Here is a 13,790-nt window from a genome sequence, read left to right on the forward strand (position 1 = left end):
CCGGAAACCGATCACCGACGCCCCGGCGTCACACTTCCGTCATTCCCGCCCCGGTCGCCCGCACGGCCCCTACTCCGTTCCGGCGACCTCCTCCACCCAGGTCGCGATCTGGGCGCGGGTGGTCCGGCCGATCTTGGTGAGGATGTGCCGGACATGGTTCTGGGTTGTGCGTACCGAGATCGACAGTTCGTCGGCGATCTCCGGGTTGCTGAGTCCCCGTGCGACCAGATCGGCGACCTGGCCCTCGCGCGGAGTCAATCCCGGAATCGTCACCGGCGGCGGTGGGGTGTCGGCGGGTGACTCGTCGAGGGCGTAGGCGACCGCGGATTCGGTCTCCAGCGTTCGACCCCGACGGATGGCGGCCGCGAAATCCTTGGCGCCGAGGGCATCGCGCACCGTGCCCTCCCACCGCTCGTGGAATCGGGCGACATTGACGAAGGTGATCCGCATATCGGCGCCCGATGGCCACAGCGCGGTCGCCGCGCCGCGCAGCACCACCGCCCGTTCCGGGTCGCCGCGATCGGCCGCCGTCCACGACAGCGCTTCCAGACCGAGCGCGGCCAGCACCGGACTGTCCAACTGCCTGCTGACCCGCAACGCCCGTTTCAGCAGTTGTTCGGCACGCTCGTACTCACCCCGCTGCCACGCGGCCATGCCGAGTCCGCGCAGTGCCGCGCAGCGGTTCAGCGATTCGCCTTCGGCCTCGGTGCGGGCGACGACGCGCTCGTAGCGCTCGCACGCGGACTCCGTCCGCCCCTGGATCTCGTAAGCCCACCCGAGCAGCATCTGCACGCCGACGTAATGCAGCCCCGTCTCGTCCGCGTCCAGCGCGTCGGTGGCCCGCACCAGGCACACGGACGCCCGTTCCGCGTCACCGCCCGCGAAGGCGAGAATTCCGTCCGCGCAGGCGATTCGAGCCTCGAGAGCGGCGGCGTTCGACTCGGTGACCAGCGCGCGGGCCTGCGCGAGCAACACCGCGGCTCGCTCGGAATCGCCTTGCGGCCCGGCCAATTGGCAGCCGACGCACATCGCCTTGACCCGCGCCCGCACATCGGTCTCGGCGGCCGCCGGATGGGCCAGCAGGCGGTCGATCCAGGACCGCCCCTCACCGAACAGGCCGCGCATACCCCAGAAGTCGTAGAGCGCCGCCGCGGTCCGCAATCCGGACAGTGCGGCGTCCGCATCGGACGCCGACAGGCAATTCCGCAGTGCCTCACGCAGATTCGGCTGTTCCCGTTCGAGTCGGGCGATCCAGTCGAGCTGACGTCCGCCGATCCAGCCCGCCTCGGCGTCCAGCGCGAGTTGCTCGTACCAGTGGCGGTGCCGACGCCGCAGTTCACGCCGCTCCCCCAATTCGGCGAGTTTGTCGCGGCCGTACTCGCGCACCGTCTCCAGCATGCGGAACCGCACCACGCCGCGCGGCTCCTCCCGCACCACGATCGACTTGTCGACCAGGGCCGACAGCACATCGTGCACGGAGTCGACCGCGGACTCGCCGCCGCAGATCCGTTCGGCGGCATCGAGTTCGAAGCCGCCCGCGAATACCGACAGCCGCGCCCAGAGCCGCTGCTCGGCCCGCGTGCACAGCCCGTAACTCCAGTCGATGGACCACCGCAGGGTCTGCTGCCGGGTCGGCGCGGTGCGATTGCCCCGGGTCAGCAGCGTGTACCGGTCGTCGAGGCGCTGCAGGATCTGCTCCGGCGACATCGTGCGCATCCGCGCCGCGGCCAGTTCGATCGCCAGCGGCAGGCCGTCGAGGCGGGAGCAGATACGCGTCACCGACGCCTTGTTCGCCTCATCGACCGCGAATCCGGGCACCGCGGCGGCGGCGCGGTCGGCGAACAAGGTCACCGAGTCGAAGCGGCGCAGTTTGGCGAGCGTGCGCGCCTTGTCCGGGTTCGGCACCGGCAGCGGAGCGATCCGCAGCACCGTCTCGCCCGCGATGTTCAACGGCTCCCGACTCGCGATCAGCATCCGCAGGCCGGGGCAGCGGCGCAGCAAGGTCTCGGTCAACTCGGCGGCGGCGACCACCACCTGCTCGCAGTTGTCGAGCACGAGCAGCGCGCGCCGCCCGGTCAGATGTTCGACGACATTGCCGAGCAGCGCGTGCGCCGACTCGTCACGCACCCCCAACGTCGCCGCCACCACGTCGACCAGCAGCGAGACGTCCGACACCTCCGCCAGCTCCACCACCCACACGCCGTCGGGGAAGTCCGGGCGAAGACCGGCGGCGGCGCGCAGCACGACGCGGGTCTTGCCGACACCGCCGATACCGGCCACGGTAACCAGCCGCGACGAGGACAGCAGTCGCCGCACCCGCGACACCTCGGTCCGGCGGCCGATGAAACTGGTCAGCTCCAGCGACAGATTGCCCTCGGCGTCCGGCGCGGTGTCGGCGTCCGGCGCGATGTCGGCGGCCGACCGCGCACCGTCGACTTGCGGTTCACCGGACGCGACGGTGACGAATCCGCGCCGACGCTGGATGCGCCCGAGTTCGTCCCGCACGGCGGCGGCGGTGGGGCGCTCGTCCGGGTCGCGACTCATCGCCGCCGCGACGATGGCCGCCACTTCCGCATCGATGCCCTGCTCCCGCAGATCCGGCACCGGCCTGCTGGTGATCCGCAGGAACTGCGTCACCACGTTCTCCCCGCTGCGGCGCTCGAACGCGGCATGCCCGGTCAGCGCGCAGAACAGGGTCGCGCCGAGGCCGTAGACGTCGGCGGCCAGGGTCGGCGCGCCGCCCTCGAGCACCTCGGGCGCGGTGAACGCGGGCGAACCGGTCACGATGCCGGTGGCGGTGCGGAACCCGCCCGCGACATGGGCGATGCCGAAATCCGCCAGCGCGGGCCCGCCGTGCTCGGTGAACAGGATATTGCCCGGTTTCACGTCGCGGTGCATGATGCCGAGCTGGTGGGCGCTGTCCAACGCGCCCGCGATCGACTCACCCACCCACACCGCCTTGTCCAACGGCAGCGGGCCGTCCTTGCGAATCAACGCGTCCAGCGAATCCGAGGGGTGATAGGGCATCGCCAGATACGGATGCCCGTCCGGCGTCGCGCCCGCCTCGAGCACGGTGACGATGTGCGGATACCCCGTCAACCTCCCCATCGCCCGCTGCTCCCGCAGGAACCGCTCCTGATTCTCGGCATCCACATCCGCGATCATCACCTTGACCGCCACCGTCCGGTCCAGCGCCGCCTGCCTGCACCGATACACAACGCCGAACCCGCCGCGCCCGATCTCGACCGCGTCCTCGAATCCGACAGCACTCAACTCCGCCGCGAGGGATGTCTCCACCTCCCGGCGCGTCCGCAGCGGATCATCCTCGGTCATCAGCGGCCACCTCTGCCAGCGTATCGCCGACCAGGCCCCCTGCGTGTCACACACGACAGATCGACGGACACCGGAGTCCGTTGAACGGCAGGTAACCATCTCGCAGCGGCGTGGTGCATCCGGCCGCGGAGGCCGGGGATTCGTTGCACACTTGGAGGTGCTGACCTGTGGTGATACGGGAGGCGGGGGCACCGTGGGATGCGGCGCACACCCGACTCTAGGAGGAACGATGACCGCAGGTGGATACGACCCGGCTCTGGGGCAGACGGCCGCCGTGCATCCGGCAGGCATCGGTGGACGCGCCTTCGCCCGATTCGTCGACTGGATCATCGCGGGCATCATCGGCGCGATCTTCTTCTGGCTGTTGAACAAGGCCGACATCCCGGAGTGGGTGTCGATCCTGCCCGGCGCCGGATTCGGCTTCCTCTACTTCGTGTTCTTCGAAGTCGCCACCGGGTCGACGCCGGGCAAGAAGATCCTGAACCTGCACGTCAAAGGTTCCGACGGCGGCGCGAAACCGAATATCAAGGACTCCGCGCTGCGCAACGCCTACATGCTGCTCAATCTGATCCCGTGGGTGGGCGGACTGTTCTGGTTCATCGCCGCCATCGCCATCGCGGTCACCGTCAGCTCCAGCCCGACCAAACAGGGCTGGCACGACCGCCTCGCAGGCGGGACCCAAGTCGTGAAGGACTGAGCGTCAGTACGTGGCGTCGCCGATGATGCCCGCTCGCTCCATCTTGCGCACCGCGGGCCAGTAGTCCTGGACCGCGTAGTGCTGGGTGCAGCGGTTGTCCCAGATCGCGAAGCTGTTCTTCGTCCACCGCCAGCGCACCTGGTATTCGGGGACGGCGGCCTGGCGGATCAGGTAGTGCAGCAACTCGGCGGCGCCCGGCGCGTAGTCGGCGCCGAACCGCACGTTCTCGGGCGTGTGGTAGTTCACGAAATGGGTCGTGAAGGAGTTGACGAACAGGATCTGCGCACCGGTCTCGGGGTGGGTGCGCACCACCGGATGTTCGGCGTCGGGAAACCGCCGCGCGAGGTCGTGCCGCTGTTCGATCGGCATGGCCGCACCGAGGCTGGCCTCGATGCTGTGTCGAGCGCGCAGGTGCCGGATGCGCTGCTTGACCGGCTCGGGCAGTCGCCGGTGCGCTTCGACCATGTTCACCCAGATCGTGTCGCCGCCGACCGGCGGGGTCTCGACGCAGCGCAGCACGCAGGCCATCGGCGGCTCCCGGCGCCAGGTGGCGTCGCAGTGGTAGGCGTTCTCGTAGTGTTCGGGCGGACTGTCGAGATCCTTGTAGATGCGCACCAGACCGGGGTGGTCCGGATCACTGCCCGCCACCGGATGGTCTTCCAGCGCGCCGAAGCGCTGCGCGAGGGCGACGTGATCGGCGCGGCTGATGTCCTGGTCGCGGACGAACAGCACCTTGTGTTCGAGGAGCAGGGCGCGCAACTCGGCGAACAGCGCGTCGTCGTGAGCCACCCGGGCGAGGTCGACATCGCCGAGTTCGGCGCCGATAGAGCAGGTCAGCGGCGTCACGGCGATCGATGCGGGAGCGAAGGTTGTCATTTTTCCTCCTTGGGACAGGGTTCAGACGACGAAGATCGAGGGGCCGATGCCGCGTCCCGATTCCAGTTCGCGATGCGCCTGGATGGCCTCGGTGAGCCCGAAGCGCTGGTTGATCTCGACACGGATGCGCCCGGCGGTGACGTGGGAGAACAGTTCGCCCGCGAGTTCGGCGCGCTCGGCCGGGTCGGCGATGTAGTCGGCGAGGGCCGGGCGGGTGACGAACAGCGAACCGGCGACCGCGAGCCGCAGCGCGTCGATGGGCGGGACCGGACCCGACGCGGTGCCGAAACACACCAGCAGTCCGCGGCGGGCCAGCGAATCCACCGAGGTGTCGTAGGTGGTCTTTCCGATGCTGTCGTAGACCACCGGCACGCCCGCGCCGTCGGTGATCTCCCGCACACGGGTCGCGACGTCCTCGCGGGTGTAGACGATCGTGTGGTCGCAGCCGTGCGCGCGGGCGACCTCGGCCTTCTCCGGGGTCGATACGGTCCCGATCACGTTGAGCCCCAACAGTTTCGCCCACTGGGTGAGGATCAGCCCGACACCGCCCGCGGCGGCGTGCAGCAACACGGTGTCACCGGCCCGCAGCGGATGGATGCGGCGCAGCAGGTACGCGGCGGTGAGGCCGCGCATGGTCAGCGCCGCGGCCGTCTCGAAATCGATGGCGTCGGGCAGGGCGATGAGGTGTTCGGCGGGCATCACCCGTTCGGTGCTGTAGGCGCCGAGCGGGCTGCCGGTGTAGGTGACGCGATCACCGATGTGGAAACCGTCGACGTCGGGTCCGATGGCCTCGACCACCCCGGCCGCCTCGACACCCATTCCGGCGGGCAGTTCCGCCGGGTACACGCCGCTGCGGTAGTAGGTGTCCGCGAAGTTCAGCCCCACCGCTTCGTGCCGGATCCGAATCTGTCCCGCGCCCGGCTCGCCGACCTCGACGTCTTCCCAGCGCAGGACTTCCGGTCCGCCGGTTCGATGGAAGCGAACAGCGACTGCCACCTCGTGTCTCCTCACTTCCGGCCGTGTGTCGGGCACGACCGGATCTTGTTGCGAATCAAGGGATTTTCTTGCCTGCGAGCACGACCGGCGCCGCCTCGGCGGCCGGTCGAATGCGATGTCGTCGAATACCGCGTCGACCTCGCTGTAGTACGACCAACAGTAAGCGGGATGGGGGGCCATCGCTTATCCTGGCGGGACAGGAACATGGTCATTCCGGGACATCGGACGGAGAGCCGATGAAGCCATTGGCGCGCTACGCCGCACTGCACGGCTACACCGAACTCGGCCGGTCGCTCGGCTTGGACACGGTCGAGTTGCTGCACGCCGTCGGCCTCGACCCGGCCGGTCTTCGGGTGCAGGACCGATGGGTTCCCGCGGTGGCCGTCGCGGATCTGCTGGAACGTTCCGCGAGCGCGTCGGGTCGCGAGGACTTCGGACTGCGCCTCGCCGAACGCCGCCGCTTCGGCAACCTCGGCCCGCTCGGCCTGATCGTGCGCGAAGAACCCGACGTGCGCAGCGCGCTGCGGGTGATAACCCGGCACGAGAGCATGTTCAACGAGGCTGTCCGCACCCGGCTCACCGAACAGGACGGCATCGCGACGCTGCGCATCGCGCTCGACCTCGGCGAGCCCGTCGAGTCCAGACAGGCCATCGAACTGGCGGTCGCCGTGCTGCACGGTCTGCTGCGCGGATTCATCGGCGCGCGCTGGCGACCGCTCGAGGTCCGCTTCACCCACCCCGCGCCCCGCAACCTGCGCACGCACCTGCGGATCTTCGGCCCGCACGTCCACTTCGACCAGGAAACCAACGCGATCCGCACCAACACCACCGACCTCGACCTGCCCAACGACATGTCCGACCCGCAACTGCGCGCCTACGCCAGGAAGCTGCTGCCGGATCCGCCCTATCGCACCCGCCGAGCGGACACTCTCGACCGCGTCCGCGAGCTCATCGAGGTCATGCTGCCCACCGGCCGCTGCTCGGTCGAGCAGGTCGCGCGCAGTCTCGGCGCCGACCGACGCACCGTGCACCGCCGTCTCGCCGCCGAAGGCGAAACCTTCTCCTCGCTGCTCGACGCCACCCGCGCCGAACTCGCCCAGCACATGGTGACCAACCGCACCCACACGCTCACCGAGATCGCCGAACTCCTCGCCTTCTCCACACCGGGCAACTTCTCCCGCTGGTTCCGCCACCGCTACGGATGCAGTCCGACGCAGTGGCGAGATCGCGTGCCGCAAGGCCAACCGGATACCCGTACCAACGGAGACGGCCGCAACACCGAAGACGGGCAGCGACGCCGGACGCAGCCGGACCTCGCCGAGGCCGCGCAGCGATAACCCCGTGCCAATGCCGACAAGCCGTTATTCGACAGCCAGGCCGACCGGCAGCGGAATCGGAAGGCATCTCGCCTCCGCGCGCGGCCGCGCCGACTTCCGCTACCAGGGATTGCGCATGGTCACCGCCGAGTCGCCCGCAGCCTCGACCGCGACGCGACGACACGTGTGGTCGACGCGTTCCCGGCCCGTGAGCCGAGTCCGTTCGGCGGCAGACACCTCGAGACGACTCCGCTCGCTTCTACCCGAGGAATCGGGCCGTTCACCCGTGGCGGGTGAAGATTCGGCGGTCGAGGCGGACTTACCGTCGAGTCCGACCGCGCTCGCCCACCGCGCCAGGGAGACCGTCATGACCGGGTCGACAGCCGTCACATCGCGTCGCTTCCGGCGGCTCGGAACACCTGCCCTCGGCCCTTCGGCATCGCGGTGACCTGGGCGCTGCCCGCGATCGCGGCGGTCCTGCTCGCCTACGCCGCCGTCTCGGGCCGTCTTGCGGGCACCCCCGTCACCGCGCCGATCGTCTTCACCTGCGGCGGCCTTCTGCTCGGCGCCGTCGAACTCATCGACGTGGAGAGCACCGCCGAGACCGTCAAGCTGCTCGCCGAGGTCACGCTCGCGCTGGTGCTGTTCTCCGACGCCGCCCGGTTGAATCCGACCGAACTGCGCGCCGAGGTCGCCCTCCCGGCCCGACTGCTCGGCATCGGCCTACCGCTCACGATCCTGGCGGGCTTCGGCGCCGCACTGCTCGTCCTCCCCGACCTGGCCTGGCCGGAAGCGCTACTGCTCGCGGTGATCCTCGCCCCCACCGACGCCGCACTCGGCCAGGTCGTCGTCACCCTCCCGATCCTGCCCTCGCGAATCAGGCAGGGACTCAATGTCGAAAGCGGACTCAACGACGGAATCTGCGTGCCGCTGTTCCTCATCGTGCTGGCCGTCGCCCAGGCCGAAGCGGGCGCGATCGGCGACGGCGCGGCCGCCCGACTCGTCCTCGAACAGATCGGCTACGGCATCGCGGCGGGCGTCGTGACCGCGGCGATCGCCGCGGCGGTCCTGATCCTCGCCCGACGCAGGCACACCATCGACCCGGCCTGGGCGCGGATCGTTCCCGTCGCAGCCGCCGCCCTCGCCTACACCGTGGCCGTGCCGGTCGGCGGATCCGGCTTCATCGCGGCTTTCGTCGGCGGCATGACCTTCGGCGCGATCACCGCCCGTCAACCCGACGACGCGGCCCCGACCGACCTGCTCGAGGAGTCGGGCGACCTCTTCAACGCCGTCACCTTCATCGTGTTCGGCGCAGTGCTGTTCGGCCCCGCACTCGACCACCTGTCCTGGTCGATCGTCGGTTACGCCGCCCTGAGCCTGACAGCGGTCAGAATGCTCCCCGTCGCGGTGTCCATGATCGGCGCCGACACCCGCGCCCCGACCACCGCCTTCCTCGGCTGGTTCGGCCCCCGCGGACTCGCCACCATCGTCTTCGTCATCCTGATCCTCGAGGAACACCGACCGCTCCCCCACCAACAGCCACTGGTCACCACCGCGATCGTCACCGTCGGCCTGTCGGTACTCGCCCACGGACTCAGCGCCGCGCCACTGGCCCGCCGCTACGCCCACTGGACCCGAACCTCTCCCGAGTCGAACCCGACGTAGTCTCCGCGACACGGGCGTCCTCGCGCCGCCGAGGCCGGGTCGGTAAACGTGGGCGGCGCGGACGGCGATATCCCCCGCGGGGATTCGCGATCACAGCCAGGAGATGCCGATGCGGCAATGGATAGTCCGAACGATGGTGATCGCCGCGGCTGCGGGGCTCGTCGCGCCGCCCGCTGTCGCCGCGGCGGATGAGCCGAGTGCTCGCCTGCGGTCCGAGTTGAACGAACTCGTTGCGGCGGCAGGCGTGCCGGGCGCGCAGCTGGTATACACGTCGGCGGGCGGAGTAGAGCAATACGACAGCGGGACAGGAGATCTGACCACCGGCGCACCGTTCCCCGACGACGCGGGCGTTCGGGTCGCGAGCATCACCAAGACGTTCGTGGCCACGGTCGTGCTCCAATTGGTCGCCGAGGGACTCGTAGACCTCGACAGCCCGGTCGAGCGGTATCTGCCCGGCGTGGTGCACGGGCCGGGCGGCGACGGCGCCCTGATCACAGTCCGAGACCTGTTGCGCCACACCAGCGGTATCCCGAACTATCTGCCGCTGTTGGATCAGCGGTCGGTCGAGGATCTGACGACGCCACGTACCCGAGGTGACTTGATCCGCCTCGCGCTGGCGCAGCAGGCGGAATCGGAGCCGGGAACGACCTTCGGCTATTCCAATACCAACTATCTGCTCGCGGGCGACCTGATCGAACGGGTCACCGGACTACCCGTCGGAATAGCCGTCACCCAGCGAATACTCCTGCCGCTCGAATTGTTCGACACCTACTGGCCGCTGTTCCCCTTCGACATGGCGCTGCACGGCCCGCATCCGCGCGCCTACCACCGTTTCGACGACACGCGCGTCGACATCACCGATATCGATGCCGCGTGGGGCCTACCCGACGGCGCCATGGTCTCCACCGGTCGCGACCTCAACCGGTTCTACTTGGCGCTCCTGTCGGGGCGACTCCTCGCGCCCGACCAGCTCGAGGAGATGCGACGCACCGTGCCGACCGGGCTGGTCGGCTATTCCGAAGCCTCCGGACTCGGCCTGTTCCGATTCTCCACCGAATGCGGACGCTCGGGGTGGGGCCACACGGGTTCCATCCAAGGCGCCAGCACCGTCACCGTCGCCGACGGAGAACGCGCGGTGACCGTCGCCATGAACGAATTACCCGATTTCGCCGGGAATATCGCGCTGATCATCGGCATCGACGCGGTCTTGGAGGCAGTGCTGTGCGAAGTGTGACCGGACCGAGGCCCGGCGGGCAGCGATCGCACCCGCCCGCGCGGACGCGATCGTGTCGGGAACCGGGAAGAGCTCACGCTCAACAAGGTTGGGGGGATTCACCCACCTCGGCGGTGCGCAGCGCTACCGTCGAGCCAACGGGCGCCGGGTTTCCGGGTGCGGGCGTCTGATCGCCGACGACACACTGTCCGCCGTTGGGGCCGCGGCTGGTGCCGCCGATGAAGTCGGTGCGGAAACCGGCTTCCTCCATGATTGCCCTTGCGGCGTTGGGACGTTCGCCGCGAACATCGGGAACCGGTTGGTCCGAGATGGCATAGGGTGACCCGGCGTCGGGGCCGTAATCCTGCGGCGAGGCGGCACCCGTCCCGACACTTCCGGCCACCAGCCCCGCCGCCGTCACGGCCGCGAATACGAAGGCGCGCACGCGCATGTGATCTCCTCTCGACACCGTGAGGGTTCCCTCTCGCGCCGAGGTAAACACGTGGGGTGGATTCAGTACCCGGTCACCACCGAGGACAGATCCTCCGACACGATCGTTCGCAGCGCCTTCTTCGCGATCTTGCCGGTCGCCGTGCGCGGCACGTCCCGCGCGATGTACATGGCTTCGGGGCATTTGAAGACCGCGAGGCGGTCGGCCGCGAAGGCGCGCAGATCGGCCAGGTCGGGGACGGTGTCCGCGCGCGGGACCACGACCGCGCACACCCGCTCCCCCATCGTCTCGTCGGGCAGCCCGATCACGGCCGCCTCCACGAGCGCCGGATGTTCGAACAGCACCGCTTCCACTTCCGCGCAGTAGATGTTCTCGCCACCGCGAATGACGACGTCCTTGAGTCGGTCGACGACGTAGACGAAACCGTCGGGGTCGATGTAGCCGAGATCGCCGGTGCGGAACCAGCCGTCCACGAATGCCGCCGAGGTGGCCGCCGGGTCCTCCCAGTATCCGCGCACGACCTGCGGGGAACGGAAACACAGTTCACCGATCTCGTTCGGTCCCACCGCACTGCCGTCGGCGTCCAGCACCGTCAGTTCCGCGGTGAGGTTTATCCGCCCGACGCTGTCGACCCGGCCGTCGTATTCGACGCCGACATTGGTCACCACCGCCGAGGTCGTCTCGGTCGCTCCGTATCCGTTGAGCAATTGCAGAGATCCGCCGAATACTTCGGCGGCGCGACGCGGGAGTTCCGGCGGCACCGCCGCGCCTCCCATCGGAAACCCGCGCACCTGTCCGAGCAATTCGGTGATTTTCGGATGTTCGAGAATTTCGCGAGCCATCATCGGCACGCCGCCGAAACTGGTGATCCGTTCGCGGATCGCCGCCTCGACCGCCTCGTCCACATTCCATTTGGTGAGCATGACGATTTTCATCCCGGACATGGCGCCGCCGACGATCGCGGCGATTCCGCCGATGTGGAACAGCGGCGCCGCGCTGATGGAAGCGGCCTGTCCCGGCGGCGGCGCCGTGCGACCGGACAGCAGCGATTCCCGCAGGGTGGCGAATCCCATGTTCATGAGGTTCGCCATCATGTTGCGATGGGTGGCCACGGCGCCTTTCGGGCGTCCGGTGGTGCCCGAGGTGAAACTGAACAGCGCGGGCTGGTCGGGGCCTACGGCCGCCCACTCGGTCTCGGCGAGTTCGTCACCGTGACACAGATCGTCGAAGCGTACGACGCCGGGCGGGTCGGTGCTCGCCGGTTCGACGGCGACGATCGTCGCGCCCACCTCCCCGTGCTCCGAGGTCAGACGCGCCACGCGCGGCCCGTCGGCGAAAACCACCTTCGCGCCGCAGGTGTCGAGTCCGTACCGCAACTCCGGCCCGGCCCACCAGGCGTTCAGCGGCACGACCACCGCGCCGAGCACCGCCGCCGACCAGAAGGCGATCACGAATTCCGGCAGGTTGCGCATGGCGATCGCCACCCGATCGCCTTCGGCGACATCGAAGTCCGCGCGCAGGCGCGCCGCCACCGACAACGCGCTCCGGCGGATCTCGGTGAAGGACCGGCGATCCTCCCCGAGCACGAGGTGGGTCGCGTCGCCGTGCAGTGCGGTGAGCCGGAACGCGTCGAGCATGGTCGCCGGGCCGCGCACGAACGATCGCACCGCGATGCCGTCGATCACCGTGTTCTCGGTTTCGAACGGTCCGCCGGGGCCGAGCAGATCCCGCAAGCGCGGATCGGCGTCGTAGGCGATGGTGAAGACACCGTTGTCGTCCACCCGTAAGTCGGCATTCGCCATATTCATTCCTCTGTGACCCGACCGCGTCTTTCGAACTTGTGCGTCAATGGTCGATACCGAGGAAGTCGAGTGCGTTCGTCCGCATGATCCGATCGATATCGGTGGAATCGAACCGGTCGAGTTCCGCGGTGAAATCGACCGGTGTCGCCAGCCCTTCCCCGTGCGGCCAATCCGACCCGAACAGTACGCGGTCGACGCCGATCACATCGGCGAGTTTGCGAATATCTTCCTCGTAATACGGCGCGATCCACACGTGCCGCCGAATCGTCTCGGCCGGATCCTCGTGGAATGCCTTCGGCGTCTGGTTGGCCTGTTTGCGCAGTCGCTTGATCAGGGTGTGCACCCAGTCGGAGCCGTTCTCGATGCTGGCGACCCGCAATGCGGGATGGCGGTGGAAGACCCCGTCGACCACCAGGCTCGCGACGGTGTCGTGGATCGCACGGTCGGCCACCACGATGCCCGCGAGCACGTTGTGGTCCTTGAACGGCCGGAACCGGTCGGGAGCGCCCCACGCGGCGGCGAACCGGCTGTATCCGCTGTCGCCGAGGTGGAAGCCGACCGGGATATTCGCTTCGGCCAACTTCGCCCAGACCTGGTCGTAAGCCTCGTGCCCGAACGAGCGCGATCGGCCCGCACCGATCGGCACCGGCGCGGGACGCACCGACACCACTCGAACACCGCGTTCGATCAGGCGATCGATTTCGCGGACCGCCGCGTCGGGCTCCGCGAACGACAGCATGGGCGCGGCGAAGATCCGACCGCGGTAGGAGTAGCCCCAGTCCTCGTCGAGCCAGGTGTTGAAGGCGCTGAGGCTGGCCGTCAGTGCGGGAATGTCGTGACGGAGGGCTTCCTCGACGCCGCAGCCGAGGGTCGGGAACAGCACAACGCCGGACAGTCCCTGTTCCGCGACCACCGCCGACCGCGCGTCGCGGTCCTGATAGGCGGGGTGCAGCGGTTCCACCTTCATCAGACTGCGCGGATCGACTCCATCGGGCACCTCGCCGCGGAACAGCAGATCCTGGCAACCGGGAACGATGATCGGGTCGAAGGTCGGGTTCGGCACGAATTCGAACAGTTGCCCACCGGCCAGCAGCACCGTGTGCTTGCCGCGCTTGACGACCTCGATGCCCCGCTCCGCGAATCGCGGATCCAGGTGTCGGGTGAACGCGTCGAGCTTCTCGTAGTAGTGGTTGTCGCAGTCGAAGGGCTGGGTATAGGTGATCGGTTCCGACGAGATCGCGGTCATGGGTCTTCCACCTCCGGAAAACGTACATCCGAAGCAGATCCGCCCGGACTGTCGTCGCACACGACCACATTCGGCGGGCTCCGGCCCCGAGTAAGGGGTATCGGCCTTGCGCCGGATAAGACAGTAGGACATCATGTGTTCAATTGTCTAGGCCATTCGGCGCGGCCAGATCCGGGAGAGATCAACGATGTCAAC

10 protein-coding genes are annotated in these 13,790 nt (G+C 68.7%); 4 read left to right on the forward strand and 6 right to left on the reverse strand.

The features are described 5' to 3' along the window. Window positions 1–69: 69 nt before the first annotated feature. Complete coding sequence (locus IT779_RS19270) at window positions 70–3,333, reverse strand: protein kinase domain-containing protein (RefSeq protein ID WP_196150719.1); 3,264 nt, start codon at window positions 3,331–3,333, stop codon at window positions 70–72. A gap of 229 nt (window positions 3,334–3,562) precedes the next feature. Here IT779_RS19270 and IT779_RS19275 point away from each other — a divergent pair, with 229 nt between their 5' ends. After that, entirely contained in the window at window positions 3,563–4,030 is a 468-nt protein-coding gene (locus IT779_RS19275; protein ID WP_196150720.1) for an RDD family protein, read from the forward strand. 3 nt (window positions 4,031–4,033) lie between these two features. Here the strand turns inward: IT779_RS19275 and IT779_RS19280 are convergent, their stop codons facing one another. Both IT779_RS19280 and IT779_RS19285 read right to left on the reverse strand, forming a co-directional pair. Then, window positions 4,034–4,906 carry a TauD/TfdA dioxygenase family protein gene (locus IT779_RS19280; protein ID WP_196150721.1) on the reverse strand — a complete coding sequence of 291 codons (873 nt, stop codon included), beginning with the start codon at window positions 4,904–4,906 and terminating at the stop codon, window positions 4,034–4,036. Between the two features lie 21 nt (window positions 4,907–4,927). Continuing rightward, a complete protein-coding gene (locus IT779_RS19285) occupies window positions 4,928–5,902 on the reverse strand; it encodes a quinone oxidoreductase family protein (protein WP_196150722.1) in 975 nt (324 codons plus the stop codon). A gap of 236 nt (window positions 5,903–6,138) precedes the next feature. On the opposite strand from IT779_RS19285, the gene IT779_RS19290 reads away from it, so the two are divergent. From IT779_RS19290 to IT779_RS19300, 3 genes are all read left to right on the forward strand, one after another. Beyond that, on the forward strand, window positions 6,139–7,239 hold the full coding sequence (locus IT779_RS19290; RefSeq protein ID WP_196150723.1) for an AraC family transcriptional regulator: 1,101 nt from the start codon (window positions 6,139–6,141) through the stop codon (window positions 7,237–7,239). Between the two features lie 423 nt (window positions 7,240–7,662). Continuing rightward, window positions 7,663–8,883 (forward strand): cation:proton antiporter, encoded by a 1,221-nt coding sequence (locus IT779_RS19295; protein ID WP_196150724.1) that lies wholly within the window; start codon window positions 7,663–7,665, stop codon window positions 8,881–8,883. A 109-nt stretch (window positions 8,884–8,992) separates the two neighbouring features. Further along, window positions 8,993–10,117 carry a serine hydrolase domain-containing protein gene (locus tag IT779_RS19300; protein WP_196150725.1) on the forward strand — a complete coding sequence of 375 codons (1,125 nt, stop codon included), beginning with the start codon at window positions 8,993–8,995 and terminating at the stop codon, window positions 10,115–10,117. Window positions 10,118–10,196: 79 nt separating this feature from the next. Here IT779_RS19300 and IT779_RS19305 read toward each other — a convergent pair whose 3' ends face one another. The 3 genes from IT779_RS19305 to IT779_RS19315 form a co-directional block, all read right to left on the reverse strand. Further along, complete coding sequence (locus IT779_RS19305) at window positions 10,197–10,547, reverse strand: PASTA domain-containing protein (protein ID WP_196150726.1); 351 nt, start codon at window positions 10,545–10,547, stop codon at window positions 10,197–10,199. Between the two features lie 62 nt (window positions 10,548–10,609). Beyond that, window positions 10,610–12,349 (reverse strand): class I adenylate-forming enzyme family protein, encoded by a 1,740-nt coding sequence (locus IT779_RS19310; protein WP_196150727.1) that lies wholly within the window; start codon window positions 12,347–12,349, stop codon window positions 10,610–10,612. Window positions 12,350–12,392: 43 nt separating this feature from the next. Continuing rightward, window positions 12,393–13,595 (reverse strand): amidohydrolase family protein, encoded by a 1,203-nt coding sequence (locus IT779_RS19315; RefSeq protein ID WP_196150728.1) that lies wholly within the window; start codon window positions 13,593–13,595, stop codon window positions 12,393–12,395. Between the last annotated feature and the right edge of the window lie 195 nt (window positions 13,596–13,790).

It is taken from the genome of Nocardia bovistercoris (assembly GCF_015674855.1).
Classification (GTDB): Bacteria; Actinomycetota; Actinomycetes; order Mycobacteriales; family Mycobacteriaceae; genus Nocardia; species Nocardia bovistercoris.